This is a genomic window from Fibrella aestuarina BUZ 2 (genome assembly GCF_000331105.1).
Classification (GTDB): domain Bacteria; phylum Bacteroidota; class Bacteroidia; order Cytophagales; family Spirosomataceae; genus Fibrella; species Fibrella aestuarina.
On the sequence record NC_020054.1, the window covers coordinates 342446 to 357633 of the forward strand.

The window sequence follows — 15188 nt, forward strand, 5'->3', positions numbered from 1 at the left end:
GCTACTTGCGCGGGTCTTGCCAGATCAATTCCCGGTTGGTTGCTTCGGTCCAGAAATCAGGGCAACGGCCATCGCCACTGCCGCCCAGCCCTCCGTCGGGCGCACAGAGCGCGGTGCACGTTTCGTCGATCAACTCGCTGAACTGATCGCAACAGTCAGGCGGAAGGTAATAGACCGACTTGCCTTTGTAGGTGTAACGGTAAACGCTTCCCGGCGGGTTGCGGACGGGCGCGGCCTCCAGTTGTTGAATGCGCTGCCGTATGCACGCCGGTACGTTGGCAAGGACGTGCTCGTTTTTACACGACAGCCCGGCCAAGGCAATGAGAACTAGATACACGAACAACCGGCTCATCGTCAGCGACTTGTTATACTAGTACGTAACGCTACTTATTGGGTTTTGGTTGAGCGGGCAGAGCTACTTCCAGCGTGTCGTCGTCGAAAACAGTCGTGTCGGTCAGAATCAGCCCATCGGCCAGGCTGTCGGTAGCCGGGTCGGCGGGATCATTTTGTGAAGCCTGGTTGGGTGATGAGCAGGCACCGCCTGCCAGTAAGCTTAGCAGGAGGAAAGAAGCCATAAACCGATACAGTAAAGACATGCCAGGTACGTTCTATTGGTGAATACGTTGACGAAATCACCGTGGGTACGTTGGTGGATTCGTCGTCATGGCCCGGCGCCGTTCATCCTATTTAACCGATACCGTGCAACGCGACGCGTCGGGCTGGCATCTTCCAACTGGGCTACGGGGCAATAATTCCGGGGCTACTCAGTACAAATGAAGTCTATATTCGCGGACGATCCTGCAAACGGACGTCGTCAACTTATGAAACAACGAATGCTATGGGTTTGGCTATTGGGTTTATTCCTTTTTTCGGCCACCACCACCCGGGCGCAGGCCAGTCTTCAGGGCTTTAGCCATATCGTGTTGCCCATTCGCGAACTTGGTGTGAGTCTGCCTTTTTACAGAAATGTGCTGGGGCTAACGGGTGTGGCCGTGCCGGGAGCGCTCTCGGGCAGTCAGGCCTGGTTTGATATTGGCGGCGGGCAGCAACTCCGGCTGGTCGAGCGCCGAACCGACGTGAGCAGCCTGCGCACGAGTGGCGTACACGTGGCGTTGCAGGTCGGCTCGTTGCGGCAGACCGAACAACAACTTAAACAGCGAAGCGCCGCCGTAGCCCGCCAAGCTGGCGCATCGGGGCAGCCCGTGCTCCAGTTGACCGACCCCGATGGCTACCTGATCGAGCTCTACGAAGGCCGGGCCAACAAACAGGGCTTTATTCAGTCGGCGGGCAAATGGTTCTGGAAATCAATCACTTCCGTCGATTAACACCATCGACGACTCCACTCCCACCCGTAACTTCATTCACACCTGTCTATGCTTGCCTTTCCGGCCTGTAAAATCAACCTGGGTCTTCAGCTCACCGAACGCCGCCCCGACGGGTTTCATAATCTGCTATCGGTATTTTACCCGGTCAACTGGTCCGATGTGCTCGAGATCATTCCGGGTCAGCCAGGGCATTCGTCGGTGATTACGGATTCGGTTCAGTTCAGTACGAGCGGCCTGCCCATCCCGGGCGATCCCGACCCGGGCCGGAACCTGTGCGTTCGCGCTTACACCCTGCTCCGGGCCGACTTCGACCTGCCGCCGGTTCAGATGCAGTTGCATAAGGTGGTGCCCATCGGCGCGGGGCTGGGTGGCGGTTCGGCCGATGCCGCTGCCACGATCAACCTGCTCAACAGCCAGTTTTCGCTGGGATTAAGCGTTGATCGACGCGAAACCTACGCTCGGCGACTGGGCAGCGACTGTGCTTTTTTCGTCCAGAATAAGCCGCAGTATTGTGTCGAGAAAGGCGATGTTTTCGAACCCATCGACCTCGATTTAGCGGGATATTACATCCGGCTGGTGTACCCTAATCTGGCCATCTCGACCGCCGAAGCCTATGCGGGCGTGACGCCGCGTAAGCCAGCCGTTCCGCTACGCACGCTCATTGAAGCGCCCATCGACCAATGGCGCGACACCGTTCACAACGACTTCGAGGATAGTCTCTTTCCGAAATACCCTGTTTTGGACCAGGTAAAACAGCAATTGTACGACGACGGAGCCCTTTACGCCAGCATGAGCGGCAGCGGCTCGACCATCTACGGCATTTTTTCGTCGCCCCCGGATAAAACCGACGCCTTTTCGGGTTATACAGTCTGGGAAAGCAAGCTTTAACGTAGTTTCGAGTTTGGCGCCTCGGGTGTTGACGTTTACGAACGCAGTAGCTAACGTCAACCCAAAACACCAAACGCGAAACTGTACACTATGAGTCGTCTGACAAAGCGGCGGGAGCCGTTTCGGTTTATGTTGTGGCTGGGTATTGGGGGCAGCGTTTTGCTGTTCACGGTACTGCTGGGAATTTACATTGTGCGGCAAACCGGGCCGGGTTGGGCCGACGTGGCGCTGCCGAATGTCTTCATCCTGAGCACGCTGGTTATCCTGCTCAGCAGCCTGACGCTCCACAACGCGACCCGCGCCTTCCAGCACGAGCAGTTCGCCAATTACCGCATCAACGTCGCCACGACGCTTATTCTGGGTACGTTGTTTATCCTGTTGCAGGCCTGGGGCTGGCGGCAGATGGTGAGGGCGGGGGTGGGCCTGGAAGGCAACCCGGCTGGTGGGTTCGTGTATGTATTGTCGGGGCTACACCTGCTCCATATCCTGATCGGCCTGATTTTCCTGACCATCGCGCTGGTGGAAGCCCTGCGCCGTCGGGCCTACGTGGAAGCGTTCGTCTACAGCGTCAACCCACCCAACCAGTTAAAAATCAAACTACTGACCCTCTACTGGCATTTCGTCGACGTGCTGTGGATCGTGCTGTTCGTCTTCCTGCTCTTCCACCACCGCGTCGACTGGCGGCTGATGTAGGCGAATGAATAATGTACAATGCACGATGTACAATGAACCGGGTGCGTCAGCATTGCAGTAGCGTCAGCGGTCCGCCGCCCCATCCATTGTACATCGTGCACTGTACATTATTCATTCGCCAGCGTTTTACCTTTGCACGCTATGCAATACATTCTCTTTGATGAGCCGGGCATTCGGACGGCAATGCTGCCGTTCACCTTTACCCGGCCCGTTGCCCATATCCGTATCGGCATCTGGACAATTACCGAAAAGTGGCAGAACTGGCTGGGAAGTCCCGTTTCGCACCTGACGGAAGCGTATCTGCAAACCAAATTTCCGCAACAGACTGCCGACGATAACGTCTATATCAACGGCGCCATTTGCCCGACCGACGCGCTAGTAACGGCCATTCAGCAGCTTGCCAATGGAGAGGCGCTACTGCTCGCCGATCAGACGCTGGTGGCGGTACGTACCCAACAACGACTCGGCGCGGCCCCCACGGCGGCTGGGTACGTTGCGCTAACGACGACCGAATCCCCAACGGTACTACGGCAACTGCCCGATATTTTTCTACAAAACGGCGATCAGATCCGGGCCGACTTTGCCAAGATCACAGCCGGCCGCACCTCAGCCCCGCTGACCGACCCGTATACCCGCGTCTACGGAGCCGAGAATCTGTTTATTGAAGAAGGAGCCACCATCCGCGCCGCCGTGCTCAATGCCGAAGCTGGGCCCATCTACATCGGTCGTAATGCCACCATTAGTGAAGGCACGATCATGATTGGCCCCTTTGCCCTGTGCGATAACGCCACGGTCAATTGGGGCGGCAAAATGCGCAACAACACCACCGTCGGACCCTATTGCAAGGTGGGCGGCGAGGTCGGCAACTCTGTCTTTTTTGGCTACAGCAACAAAGGCCACGACGGGTTCCTGGGCAATTCGGTGGTGGGCGAGTGGTGCAACCTGGGCGCCAACGTCAACAACTCGAACCTGAAAAATGACTATACCAACGTGAAGCTGCACAGCTACGCCACCGGGCAGCTAGAAGATACGGGGCGGCTGTTCTGCGGGCTAATGATGGGCGACTACACCAAAGCAGGCATCAGCACTATGTTCAATACGGGCACGGTGGTGGGCGTCAACGTCAACGTGTTTGGCGCAGGTTTCCAGCCGAAACATGTGCCGTCGTTTTCGTGGGGCGGGGCCGCCGAAGGCTTTTCCCAGTACCGGCTCGACAAGGCGTTGCAGGTCGTCCGCGAGACCGTAAGCCGCCGTAATATGGCCTTCACAGAAGCCGACGAGGCCATCTTGCGGGAAATTTATTCAATGCACGCTAAGTAATGTATAATGAATGATGTACGATGTACAATGGGCTGGCCGGGCGGCTAGGCGCCCCCGGCGGACCGCTAACGCGAAGCTGTTCATGCGCCAGCCCATTATACATCGTACATCATTCATTATACATTATACTCCATTCATTACCCTATGCGTTTCGCTGACATTATAGGCCACGACGACACGAAACAGACGCTGGTGCGGGCGGTGCAGACCAACCACCTCGCCCACGCGCTGCTGTTCGACGGGCGCACGGGCAGCGCCAACCTCGCGCTGGCGCTGGCGTTGGCCACCTACGTCAACTGCGAGAACCGCAACGGGGGCGATTCGCTATTTGGCAACACGGGCCCGGCTACCGACGCCTGCGGGCAGTGCGCTTCCTGCGCCAAAATGGCCCGGCTCGTTCACCCCGATCTGCATATGGTGTTTCCAGTGGCCAACCTGGGCAAGGGCAAAAACACCAGCGAGAGCCTGCTCACCGAATGGCGTAAATTTCTGATCGAAAGCCCCTACCGGACGCTCACCGAGTGGCTCGATGCTACCGGCGGCGACAATAAACAAGCCAATATCTCGGCCGAAGAAGCGCGGAACATTCTGCAAAAACTGTCGCTCAAATCGTATGAGGGTGGCTACAAGATCATGCTCATCTGGCTCCCCGAACTGATGAACGTGACCTCGGCCAACGCGCTGCTGAAGGTGCTGGAAGAGCCACCCGAGCGCACCCTCTTTCTGCTCGTCACCAATCAGCCCGACAAGCTGCTGATTACAATTCTATCACGTACCCAACGCGTGGCGGTTGGGAATTTTTCGGATACGGAAGTAGCCACGTACCTGCGGCAGACGCTCAATTTCGACGAAACCCGCGCCCGCCGCGTGGCGTATCTGGTCGATGGTGATCTGGCCGAAGCGATGCGTATGGCGCAGACCAAAACCGATGAAGGAGCTACCAACACGCAGCACACCTGGTTTGCCGACTGGATGCGCGCCTGCTACCGGCAAGACCTGACGTACCTGGTGAAACAGGCCGATGAGTTCGACAAACTACCCAAAGAGCGCCAGAAAGGCCTGTTTGATTACAGTCTTCGCCTGTGCCGCGACCTGTTTCTATGGCAGCAGGGAGCCGAGCAATTGCTGCGCCTGCCCGACGATGAACTCAACTTCGTACGTAATTTCGGGAAGGTGCTGCGGCCCGATCTGATCGAGCGGATGGTGGGCGATATCAACGAGGCCGCTTACCACCTCGAACGAAACGCCCGCGCCAAAATGATCTTACTCGATATGTCGCTGACCTTCACGAGGTTGATTAAGTAAGAGTCACTTGCTGCGCGTCATTCGTAGTCATTCATTGTCATTTATCGTAAAGACCAATCAATGACAATGAATGACTACGAATGACGCGCAGCAAATGACCATCAATGATAAAGAATTACCGCTAGCCCCATGCCCACCACCCTAACCCCCGACCTGAAACGAGCCATTGCGCAGTTGCCCGATAAAGAGAAAGACAAGCTGCTTGTCCGGCTGATTGCCAAAGACCCGATTCTGGCCGAAAAGATGGAGTACGAACTGGTTGAGGAGAAAACGACGCTCGACCACCGCCGTCAGCTCATCCGCGACCTGATCGAGCGCACGGCCCGCCTCGACCCCGATACGGCCGGTTGGCTCATGATGGACATGCGGACGGTCAGCGGCTACATCACCCGGCACGTGAAGGTCACCAAAGACACCTATGGCGAAGTGGAACTGACGATTCTGATGCTCAACCGGTTTCTGGCGCAGCACGGCGAGCTGTTGCAGAAGCTCAACAGTCGAACCGAGAAGTGCGCCATCTACGTGGCCAAACGCACCGACGCCATCCTGAAAAAGCTGAACAAGCTTGACGCTGATTACCACCTCGAATTTGCCGACGACATGAATCGGCTGCTCCGGTTTGTGCACCACAACGCCCCCCTCCACTACGCCCGGCAACTGGGTACCCCAACCGAGTGGGCCTAAACAATTAGGGATGTACAGGGTATAGTTTACGGTGTATGATGGCGGAACGTGAGCCAGCGTTTGTCCGGCAACAGTCCATTGTACATGTCCCCTATACATTGTGCATTATGAACACCGTTCTCATCACGGGCGGCACCGGCACCATTGGCCGGCGACTCACCCAACTTCTTTTGCAACAGGGCTGCACGGTAACCCATCTGAGCCGCAGCCCGAAAGCCAGCAGCGATGGCGTACAGACCTACCAATGGAACGTCGACACCTCCGAGCTGGACCCGCGCGCCATTGAAACGGCCGACCATATCGTGCATCTGGCCGGTGCCGGTGTGGCTGATGGCCGGTGGACCGACGCCCGCAAAAAAGAAATTCTGGAAAGCCGCACCCAGTCGACGGCCTTGTTGGCCGAAGCTCTGCGGAGCACGAATCACCACGTCAAAAGCTTTATTTCATCGTCGGCTATTGGGTATTACGGCAGCGATACCGGCGACCGTCCCCTGCGTGAAAACAGCCCGGCCGGAAGCGATTTTCTGGCGCAGGTCACGCGGGCCTGGGAGCGTTCAGTAGACCCCATTGCCGATCTGGGCATTCGTACCGTGCGGATTCGGACGGGCGTCGTGCTGGCCAAAGAGGGGGGTGCGTTGCCTAAACTGGCCCAGCCCATTCGTCTTGGTGTGGGCGCTCCTATTGGCTCCGGCGATCAATATATCTCCTGGATTCACCTCGACGACATCTGCCAGCTCTACATCGAAGCGATTCGGAATGAGCAGTGGAACGGCGTCTACAATGGTGTCGCGCCCGGCCCTGTCACCAATGCCGACCTGACGAGCCGCATTGCCGATGTCCTCGAAAAGCCCCAGATTCTACCCAATATTCCGGCGTTTGCCATCAAGCTGCTGTTTGGCGAAATGGCCATAACCGTGCTGGGCGGTAGCTATGTGCTCAACAAACGAGTCGCCGACGAAACGGATTTCCATTACAAATTCCCCGATCTGCGAAAAGCGCTGGAAGATTTGTTGAGATAAGCGTTATAACACAGCGCTACGCAGAGAGCCACAGAGTTGTACAGAGAGAGCTTATTACTCATTTCTCTAGGCAACTCCGTGGCTCTCTGCGTAGCGCTGTGTTATAACTCGTTTACTCTGTGTTCGATCTCCTAGAAACGCCGCTTCAGGATCTCAACCAGTTCACTCACTTCGTCGCTTTCCATATTCCACATAAACTGGTTGGCGTAGCGGTACGAGATCAGGTCGAGCGCCTGCCCGTAGTTGGTGAGCTGGTCAAGTTCGGCGATGGCTTCGTTGTAGGCCTCAGCGCTCCCGTTGAACAGTTGGTTGATAAACCGGAATTTCTGGTTTAGCGAAATGCTTTTGGCAATGCTGCCCGAGGCTTTTTGCAGGCTATCTCCCAGGGTAGCCACCCCTTCGGGCACTACGGTTGGCGTGCTTGCCGACGTCGACATGGTTGGCGCCGGGGCATTGGTCGACAACACGTTGGGCTGATTGGCCGGTGCCGTGGGGTCGGCCTGGTAAGCACCGCCGTTGATCGCCACCGTTCCGCTCGTGTGCACGTCGTCGTCGGAGGGGGGTGGGCTGTCGGGCAGCGCACTTTGTTCGGCCACAGGCTGCACGACCGGCGCAGGCGGCGGGGGTGGCACCAGCACGGGGCTTTGTTTCGGCGCGTCTTCGTCGAGATCGAAGAACGATTTCGCGGTGGGCGCGTAATTCTCGGCTACCTGCCCGCGCAACAGCGTCGAGAGGTCCATGGCCACTTTTTCAGAGAAGAGTTCGATGTATTTTTCCGGCCGTTCGAGATCGTGAGCGCGTTGCGTCAGGATTTCGTCGAGGAACCCGAGCGCCTGGTTGACGTAGACAAACGGGCGGCCATTCATCTTCTGCTCCAGGGTCATCGGAATGAGCTTATTGACCTGCGTGTAGCGGTTGATGTGCTTGAGGCTATCGGCCGTGAGCGTGAAATCGGGTTGGTTGCGCAGCAGGTCGTCGTAATAAAACCGCGGGTCGAACAAGGCAATGAGGGTGCGGCGCGTAGCATCGGCCAGCAGGGGCTCGAGGTGTTCGCGGCGTACAGCGATGTGCTGCGATACCACGTTCATAAACGACCGCAACGCCTCTTCTACTTCCGGGTTGCTGAAGTCGAAATACGGGCTGCGAAACTTCTCAACCTCACCTTTCCATTTGTCGAACAACGTGCTTACAACGAATAAATTAACTTGTTGGATGGGCGTCAGATTCAGGATTTGCTTACCGCTGATTGTCGTATGAGCATGGTAAAAATCGGCCGCCACGCGCCGGGCGTAGGACTTACTGTATTCGTTGAGGGCGTTGGTATTGAACTTGTTCGACATTGGGTAAATGCTTTGCTTTGTAAATATATTGGGATTTACGACTTACGATGTACGAATTCCAATTTAGTGCGTCTAATTCAGCCGGTAAGCCTTTTTCTGACGGGAAAATCGTAAGTTGTATCCGGGCCTAACTTCGTCAATCAGTACATGTTCATTGAACCCTCGCGCCACCGGGAGCCGCCTCACCTTCGCACCGGATGGATCGAAGTCATTGCCGGATCGATGTTTTCGGGCAAAACCGAAGAACTCATCCGCCGACTCAACCGGGCGCGCATTGCCAAGCTCAACGTTGGTATTTTCAAACCCAGTCTCGACACGCGCTACGACGTCAACGACATTGTGTCGCACAATGCCTCGGCCATCGCCTCGACGCCCGTGCCACAAGCCGCCGATATCCTCCCCCTCGCTACCGAATGCGACGTGGTCGGCATCGACGAAGCGCAGTTTTTCGATCCGAACGTCGTGCACGTCTGCCATCAGCTGGCCGATCAGGGCAAACGGGTCATCGTGGCGGGTCTCGACATGGACTTTTCGGGCAAACCGTTTGGCTGCATTCCCCAGTTGATGGCCATCGCTGAGTTTGTGACCAAAGTTCATGCCATCTGCGTGGTCTGCGGCGACGTAGCCCATTATTCCTATCGGCTTGTGCCTTCGCAGGAGCGCGTGTTGCTTGGCGAAACCGACAGCTACGAAGCCCGTTGCCGCCGCTGCTTCAACCTCGGCACCGAAGCCGTCCACCGGGAATGGGTGTATGAATGAGGCGTTAGGCCTTAAACTACCCTCGCCACTCAATCAGCAGGCCGTCGCGTTCCAGTTTGCGGAAGAAGGTCATCTGGCGTTTGGCAAACTGGTGAATGGCCGTTTCCAGCTGCCCAACCATGGCGTCGTAGGGCAACGTACCCAGCACGTATTCCGTCACGAATTTGTATTCCAGGCCGTAGAAAATCAGTTTTTCGGGTGGGATGCCAGCATCCAGCAGTTGCCTCACCTCGTCGATCAGGCCGTGTTGCAGCCGGTCGCGCAGGCGGCGGCTGATGCGCTCCCGACGAAGGGGCACGGGCGGGTTGAGGCCAATCACCCGGTAGGGCGGCAGGTCGCGGCGCAACGCAGGTACGTTGCCAGGGCCACTGACGGGGCTTCCGGCCGCGTTCAGGTACGTTCCGATCTCGATGGCCCGGATCAGGCGTTTGCGCGTGCTCGTATCGGCCAGCGGCGTATAGGGCGACGGGTTGGCCCGAAACAGGTCGAGTAGCTGGGCGTCGGTGAGTTGGGCAAGCTCGGCGCGCAGGTCATCGTTAGGCGGAATGGGCAGCATCGTTTCGGGGCGCAGGGCCGCCTCGATGTATAGGCCCGACCCACCGCAGACGATGGGCGTCTTGCCGCGACTCAACACATCGGCCAGAGCCGCATCAAAATCGCGCTGATACCGGAACACGTTGTAGTCGTCGCCCGCGTCGACAATGTCGATGAGGTGATACGGAACCGCCGGGCCGCCAACGCTATACTCGGCCAGGTCTTTACCCGTACCGATGTCCATGCCCCGGTACACCTGCCGCGAGTCGGCGCTGAGGATCTCGCCGTTGAGTTGCCGGGCCATCTGCACAGCCAGGGTCGTTTTCCCGCTAGCCGTCGGACCAAGAATCACAAGCATAGAAATGGGTTTAAGGTATAAGGTCTACCGCTCAAGGTTGGCTGACGCGTTCTGTTGTTGCGTCGGCTAGCCTTGAGCGGTAGACCTTATACCTTAAACGTAGTTAATCAATGCGTTACCATAATCTTTTTCACCTGACTGGCATCGCCCGCTTTCAGTTGCAGGAAATACATGCCGGTAGGCAGCTGGCTCAGGTCCATCTGTTCGCTGATCTGCTTGCCGTCGCGCACCGCTACGGATAGCTGGCGCACCGACTGCCCGGTCGGGCTGCTCAGCGTCAGGGTGCCGCTGGTGGCCGGTTGTGTCAGTTCGGCCGTGACCCGGACGGTGTTGCTAACCGGGTTCGGGAAAACGTCGAAATTGGCAACGGGCGTTGGTTCGGTCGCCAGCACAACCGGCACCGGCACCTGAATCTGGAGATTGTCGATCTGCCAGCCCCAGCCGTGCGCGAGCTGATCGGCAAACAACCGGAACCGGATCAGGATGACGTCGTTGGCTCTGAACAAGCCCTTGTCATAAATCCCGATTTCCCGGCGTTTGAGCAGCGCGGCGGTACCTACAGCGGTTGAGTTCTGCTCGCCCGTGTTCGGATCGACGGCTGACTTCCGCGAATTCCAGGCCGTCAGCCATTCCGAGCGGTTAGAGGCATCGTAGCCGTCGATGAGCGGCAGCCAGGTACGTCCGTTGTCTTTGCTGGCTTCCACGATCACGTAGTCGTAAAAGCCCTGGTCCAGGTACGTTGCGCCCGATTCGCCCGGCTCCACCAACACGATTTCATCGAACCGGATCTTGGCGCTGTCGGGGTTGGCTTTCACGCGTATTGGTGCCAGCAGCGAGTAGGTAAAGTTGCTTTCGTTGAAAATATCTGAGCCGTTGGCATACGGGTGATCCGAGTTGATGCTGGGGCTGGTGAAACCCGTTGGCGTTTCAATCCGGAAATTGTTACCGGCGAAGTCAGTTGCCGTGGCGGTTGAGGCAAAGTCATTGACGTATTGCGACCGCACCGTAGCCTGTGGCCCCACAATGGTGATTTCGTAAAAACCGGTTGCCGGGCTGACAGCCTGATTCCGCGCCGCCGATAGGTCCCGCGCAACGATGCGGTAGCTAAGCTTATCGCCTGCTTTCAGCGAATTCTGGGGCAATGTAAGCAGACCAACCCAGGTGCTGTCGGGCACCAGATCGGAGTTGAAATACCGCAGCGGTACGGCCGGGCGAGCCACTCCGTTTACCTGATACTCCACATACGCCGTGTCAACGCCTTGTTTGAAACGCGTGCCTAACCGCCGGTCGTCGACGATCTTGGCGATGATGGGAATCGTGTCGGCCGCAGCGGCAAACAGCACTGTCTGATCCGGTACGTGGGTAATGGTCGGTGCTTTACGGTCGGCACCCGGCACAAACGAATAGAAGAACTGGTTATCGTTGACATCGCGGCCCGGATTTGAATAGACGCGACCGGCCACATCCTGCACGCGCAGGAAGTAGGCGATCCGGTCGGTGAGCTGGGCAGCGGGGATGGTGTATCGGTACTCGTTGGTCGTGCCCACCCGTGTCATGTCGAAGCCCTGAAAGGTATTATCCAATTGAGTCGGGTACCCTTTCCGATAGAAGATTTTAGGCGGTGCGCTGCCCAGCGCCGTATCGCTGATGATCCGGGCCGACACAACGATGTCGCTGGGCGATTCGGTATCCAGAATCGCATCGTGAAGCAGCGAGGTCGTTTTCCATTCCATATCCTCGAAAAAGGCCAGCACAATGGGGCCGGGGTTATGAATCGCCTCGGCATTGTTGACGTTGGGCGTCATCAGCGAGTTGGGGTTACCCTGCCCGTAGGTGGCTTCGTCGAGGTGGTAGAGCGTCGAGCCCGCGCTGTAGGTGGTTGGTGCGTATAATTTGGCTTTGCCGCCGGTTTTCTGCTGCAACACGGGGCCGTTGAGGAACAGGTTCCGGCCGATCAACTGGTTATAGACCAGCGCGGCCGTGCTGAAGGCCGTGGGGTCGGTCAGTTTGGCGCCGGTGTTGGTCTCGACAAACCGATCGAACACTACGGGCGATACCGAGGCGCTACGCGTGTCAGCATCGCCGAAAATCCCCCCCGTAAAGCCCAGACCATGACCCAACTCGTGCAGGATCACGGTGACAAGGTCCGACGTACCGGCGGTTGGTTTGGCATCCAGGCCGCGGTACCAGTTGTTTTCGCTGTTGAAGTTGGCCACAATGTCGGCGCTGTCAGGATGGTTCAACGCGCGACGGGCAATCTTTTCCGCCAGCGCAACCGGGTAGAACGTCTGCGCTTTCTGAGCCCCGTCCGACGAATAGAAATAGGTGGCCGGGCGGGCACTACCCAGCGTCACGAACCGGTCGCTGCCGTTGCCCAGCGGTTGCCAGGTCGCTTTGATCCGAATGGGTACAGGGCTGCTGATGAGCGTCGACCAGATATCGACTGCCCGCTGAAAAGCCGCCTTGGCATCTTCGGGATAGCCGATGTAATCGACGATAAACGTAGACGTAGCGGCCCGGCGAGCACGTCCGTCGCCAAACCCCTGCGGCGCCCCAATGCTGGTGAAGGCGTTTTCTTTGAGGCCATAGCAGATAATGGGGTCCAGTTTGGCCTGCCGCTGCCGGAAAGCAAACTCCTCGTAAGTGGTGCGGGTCTTAATCGACGCCGGTTTCTTCTGCGCCAGCAACGGCGACGTCAGCAGGAGCAAGCAAGCCAGCAAACGCAACGTGTAATAGTTTGTCATAAACGTAGTTGGGTCATCAGGGGGCAGTAAGCACTGGGCATCAGCCGTTTGGATCGATCGTAATCACAAGTGACGAATGCGCAATACCCACTACTTATTGTTTCAATACTAAAGATACCGAATTGAGGCAGTATCGCAAGCCCGTCGGCGGCGGGCCGTCGTCGAACACATGACCCAGGTGCGCATCACATACGTTGCAAAGCACTTCGACCCGATACATGCCGTAGCTGTAGTCTTTTTCGAGCCGAATCCGCTCCGGGTCGATCGGGTCCGTGAAGCTTGGCCAGCCCGTGCCTGACTCAAATTTGGTCGTTGCTTCGAAAAGCTCAGTACCGCAGCAGACACAGGTGTAGACGCCGGGCTCTTTGCTTTCGCAGTACTCACCTGTGAACGGCCGTTCCGTCCCTTTTTGGCGGGCCACTCTGAATTGCTCCGGCGTCAGGATGCGCCGCCACTCGTCTTCGGATTTGATCACCTTTTCCATCGGTTACTCTGGTTTACGTAATGTGTACGGGAAACGTTGATGGCGGGTTGCCATCTTTTGCTGATAAATACCGGATTCAATTCACTTTGTTCTATTTATCCGACCGCCCAACGTACCTGTAGCCCCAGTAGCAACGTCCGCCAAAAAGAAACCCCGGCTCGTGGGTGAACCGGGGTTTCATACCGCTATTTTTTTCGTTTGGCGACTGGTGGCGCCGCCTTGGCCGCCTGCCCCTTTCTGGTCATCGTGACGGGGTCCCACTCCACCACTTTCTGCTCGAAATAACTTTCGTTGCAGGCCAGCACCGGCGCGGCCGCCCGGAAGCCAAAAACCGGGTCTTCGATGGTGCCCTGGCTACCGGCCCGTACGTTCTTGAAGAAGTCGGCAAAGTGGGCCGCGTGCGCGTCGTCGTTTTTGGGCGACTCAAACTTGACCTCCTTCACCGGCTCGGCCGTGCGGGTTTCGGGCGGGTATTGCACATCATACTGCTTCTTGAATTCTTCCTGCACCTGCGGCGTAAACGTGAAAAAGCTATCGTAGCCGTTGTAACCCGGTGCTTTGGGCAGTTTCTTTTTTGTCAGAATGAGGTTTTCCTCCGAAAACTCGATCGTCCCTTCGTTACCGATGATGCGGGTTACGTTGCTGATTTTTCCGGCGTTGGCGAAGTTGACCCGCAACACCATCTGGAAGGCGTCGTGCTGATCGGTTTTGGGGTAGTCCATGATGCTCGTCATCACGTCAGGTACGTCGCGGCCATCTTTCCAGTAAGCCAGATTCCCCGACGAGAAGATGCGCGTTGGGCCGAGCGTGTTGGTTACGAAATGCACACCTGTGATGAGGTGGATAAACAGATCGCCCGCCACGCCCGTGCCGTAATCTTTGTAATTGCGCCACCGGAAGAACCGTTTGGCGTCGAAGGGCCGCTTAGGCGCATCGCCCAGGAAGCGGTCCCAGTCGAGGGTGGCGGTGGAGGCGTCGGTGGGGATGGAGTAGTTCCAGGCCCCGATGGCATTGAACCGGTCGTTGTTCGACTCGACGTAGTTGATCGGCCCGATTTCGCCCGCCTGCACCATCCGTTTTGCTTCCTGAAACGCCGCGCTGCTGATGCGCTGACTGCCCACCTGCATGGTCTTGCCCGATTTTTTCCAGGCATCGATGACCGCCTTTCCTTCGTTGAGGTGTTGTACCATCGGCTTTTCGCAGTACACGTGCTTACCTGCCTGCAAAGCCGCAATGGTGATGTGGTCGTGCCAGTGGTCGGGCGTCACGATCAGCACGGCATCAACATCGGGGCGGGTGAGTATTTCGCGGTAATCGCGGGTTGCAAAAAGGTCTTTGTCTTTACCAAAAGCCGTTTTGGCGTGTTCGAGCCGGCCATCGTAAAGGTCGGCCACGGCCACCAGCTCCACGTCGGGATTCCGCAACGCGGCCATAGTATCGTAATTACCCTGAATGCCCATGCCGATGGTGGCGATGCGGATTTTGTCGTTTGGGCTAACGCGTCGTAAATTAGGAATGTAAGCGGGCGCTGTGTTGCCCAATACGGTCTGTGTACCCCCCACGGCAGCTAGTGCCGAAGCAGCCGAGAGTGTCTTGATGAATGTCCTGCGTGTAGCGGTCATAACAGGGTCTTTTTTTCGTAAAAAGCGTGAGTTCTTAATTACTACCCCGTCTGCCGTACCGCAAGCTGGAATATTAGCGGGCAGGCGGTAAAAATGCCGTCTCTACCCGTTTG

General features: G+C 57.3%; 15 protein-coding genes. 8 read left to right on the top strand and 7 right to left on the bottom strand.

The window, feature by feature from the left end; all coding sequences use genetic code 11:
• Position 1: 1 nt before the first annotated feature.
• The gene (locus FAES_RS01290) at positions 2-352 is read right to left on the bottom strand and encodes a DUF6970 domain-containing protein (RefSeq protein ID WP_015329369.1); all 351 of its coding nucleotides are present in this window, start codon (positions 350-352) and stop codon (positions 2-4) included.
• Positions 353-383: 31 nt separating this feature from the next.
• Complete coding sequence (locus FAES_RS01295) at positions 384-575, bottom strand: hypothetical protein (protein WP_158408741.1); 192 nt, start codon at positions 573-575, stop codon at positions 384-386.
• A 246-nt stretch (positions 576-821) separates the two neighbouring features.
• Here FAES_RS01295 and FAES_RS01300 point away from each other — a divergent pair, with 246 nt between their 5' ends.
• The 7 genes from FAES_RS01300 (at position 822) to FAES_RS01330 (ending at position 7234) form a co-directional block, all read left to right on the top strand.
• Positions 822-1325 carry a VOC family protein gene (locus tag FAES_RS01300; protein ID WP_158408742.1) on the top strand — a complete coding sequence of 168 codons (504 nt, stop codon included), beginning with the start codon at positions 822-824 and terminating at the stop codon, positions 1323-1325.
• Positions 1326-1373: 48 nt separating this feature from the next.
• Positions 1374-2213, top strand: coding sequence for a 4-(cytidine 5'-diphospho)-2-C-methyl-D-erythritol kinase (locus FAES_RS01305; RefSeq protein ID WP_015329372.1), 840 nt, complete (start codon positions 1374-1376; stop codon positions 2211-2213).
• 90 nt (positions 2214-2303) lie between these two features.
• Complete coding sequence (locus FAES_RS01310) at positions 2304-2906, top strand: cytochrome c oxidase subunit 3 (RefSeq protein WP_041257345.1); 603 nt, start codon at positions 2304-2306, stop codon at positions 2904-2906.
• Between the two features lie 141 nt (positions 2907-3047).
• A complete protein-coding gene (locus FAES_RS01315) occupies positions 3048-4226 on the top strand; it encodes a putative sugar nucleotidyl transferase (protein WP_015329374.1) in 1179 nt (392 codons plus the stop codon).
• Between the two features lie 144 nt (positions 4227-4370).
• Positions 4371-5531 carry a DNA polymerase III subunit gene (locus FAES_RS01320; protein ID WP_015329375.1) on the top strand — a complete coding sequence of 387 codons (1161 nt, stop codon included), beginning with the start codon at positions 4371-4373 and terminating at the stop codon, positions 5529-5531.
• A 129-nt stretch (positions 5532-5660) separates the two neighbouring features.
• Entirely contained in the window at positions 5661-6215 is a 555-nt protein-coding gene (locus tag FAES_RS01325; protein WP_015329376.1) for a hypothetical protein, read from the top strand.
• Positions 6216-6322: 107 nt separating this feature from the next.
• Positions 6323-7234 (top strand): TIGR01777 family oxidoreductase, encoded by a 912-nt coding sequence (locus tag FAES_RS01330; RefSeq protein WP_041257346.1) that lies wholly within the window; start codon positions 6323-6325, stop codon positions 7232-7234.
• Positions 7235-7365: 131 nt separating this feature from the next.
• Here FAES_RS01330 and FAES_RS01335 read toward each other — a convergent pair whose 3' ends face one another.
• Positions 7366-8574 (bottom strand): DUF8457 domain-containing protein, encoded by a 1209-nt coding sequence (locus tag FAES_RS01335; RefSeq protein ID WP_015329378.1) that lies wholly within the window; start codon positions 8572-8574, stop codon positions 7366-7368.
• A 147-nt stretch (positions 8575-8721) separates the two neighbouring features.
• On the opposite strand from FAES_RS01335, the gene FAES_RS01340 reads away from it, so the two are divergent.
• Positions 8722-9333 (top strand): thymidine kinase, encoded by a 612-nt coding sequence (locus FAES_RS01340; RefSeq protein ID WP_015329379.1) that lies wholly within the window; start codon positions 8722-8724, stop codon positions 9331-9333.
• 16 nt (positions 9334-9349) lie between these two features.
• Here the strand turns inward: FAES_RS01340 and miaA are convergent, their stop codons facing one another.
• The 4 genes from miaA to FAES_RS01360 all read right to left on the bottom strand — a co-directional run bounded on the left by miaA (position 9350) and on the right by FAES_RS01360 (position 15075).
• A complete protein-coding gene (miaA, locus tag FAES_RS01345) occupies positions 9350-10225 on the bottom strand; it encodes a tRNA (adenosine(37)-N6)-dimethylallyltransferase MiaA (RefSeq protein WP_015329380.1) in 876 nt (291 codons plus the stop codon).
• A gap of 107 nt (positions 10226-10332) precedes the next feature.
• Positions 10333-12969, bottom strand: coding sequence for a T9SS type A sorting domain-containing protein (locus FAES_RS01350; RefSeq protein ID WP_015329381.1), 2637 nt, complete (start codon positions 12967-12969; stop codon positions 10333-10335).
• 94 nt (positions 12970-13063) lie between these two features.
• Complete coding sequence (gene msrB / locus FAES_RS01355) at positions 13064-13453, bottom strand: peptide-methionine (R)-S-oxide reductase MsrB (protein WP_015329382.1); 390 nt, start codon at positions 13451-13453, stop codon at positions 13064-13066.
• A gap of 185 nt (positions 13454-13638) precedes the next feature.
• On the bottom strand, positions 13639-15075 hold the full coding sequence (locus FAES_RS01360) for a Gfo/Idh/MocA family protein (protein WP_015329384.1): 1437 nt from the start codon (positions 15073-15075) through the stop codon (positions 13639-13641).
• Positions 15076-15188: the final 113 nt, after the last annotated feature.

Excerpts from the sequence above, each read along its gene's own strand:
- msrB (WP_015329382.1), bottom strand. The coding sequence starts at position 13,453 with ATGGAAAAGGTGATCAAATCCGAAGACGAGTGGCGGCGCATCCTGACG.
- FAES_RS01335 (WP_015329378.1), bottom strand. The coding sequence starts at position 8,574 with ATGTCGAACAAGTTCAATACCAACGCCCTCAACGAATACAGTAAGTCC.
- FAES_RS01305 (WP_015329372.1), top strand. The coding sequence starts at position 1,374 with ATGCTTGCCTTTCCGGCCTGTAAAATCAACCTGGGTCTTCAGCTCACC.
- FAES_RS01360 (WP_015329384.1), bottom strand. The coding sequence starts at position 15,075 with ATGACCGCTACACGCAGGACATTCATCAAGACACTCTCGGCTGCTTCG.
- FAES_RS01340 (WP_015329379.1), top strand. The coding sequence starts at position 8,722 with ATGTTCATTGAACCCTCGCGCCACCGGGAGCCGCCTCACCTTCGCACC.
- FAES_RS01315 (WP_015329374.1), top strand. The coding sequence starts at position 3,048 with ATGCAATACATTCTCTTTGATGAGCCGGGCATTCGGACGGCAATGCTG.
- FAES_RS01290 (WP_015329369.1), bottom strand. The coding sequence starts at position 352 with ATGAGCCGGTTGTTCGTGTATCTAGTTCTCATTGCCTTGGCCGGGCTG.
- FAES_RS01350 (WP_015329381.1), bottom strand. The coding sequence starts at position 12,969 with ATGACAAACTATTACACGTTGCGTTTGCTGGCTTGCTTGCTCCTGCTG.
- FAES_RS01300 (WP_158408742.1), top strand. The coding sequence starts at position 822 with ATGAAACAACGAATGCTATGGGTTTGGCTATTGGGTTTATTCCTTTTT.
- FAES_RS01325 (WP_015329376.1), top strand. The coding sequence starts at position 5,661 with ATGCCCACCACCCTAACCCCCGACCTGAAACGAGCCATTGCGCAGTTG.
- FAES_RS01330 (WP_041257346.1), top strand. The coding sequence starts at position 6,323 with ATGAACACCGTTCTCATCACGGGCGGCACCGGCACCATTGGCCGGCGA.
- FAES_RS01310 (WP_041257345.1), top strand. The coding sequence starts at position 2,304 with ATGAGTCGTCTGACAAAGCGGCGGGAGCCGTTTCGGTTTATGTTGTGG.
- FAES_RS01320 (WP_015329375.1), top strand. The coding sequence starts at position 4,371 with ATGCGTTTCGCTGACATTATAGGCCACGACGACACGAAACAGACGCTG.
- FAES_RS01295 (WP_158408741.1), bottom strand. The coding sequence starts at position 575 with ATGGCTTCTTTCCTCCTGCTAAGCTTACTGGCAGGCGGTGCCTGCTCA.
- miaA (WP_015329380.1), bottom strand. The coding sequence starts at position 10,225 with ATGCTTGTGATTCTTGGTCCGACGGCTAGCGGGAAAACGACCCTGGCT.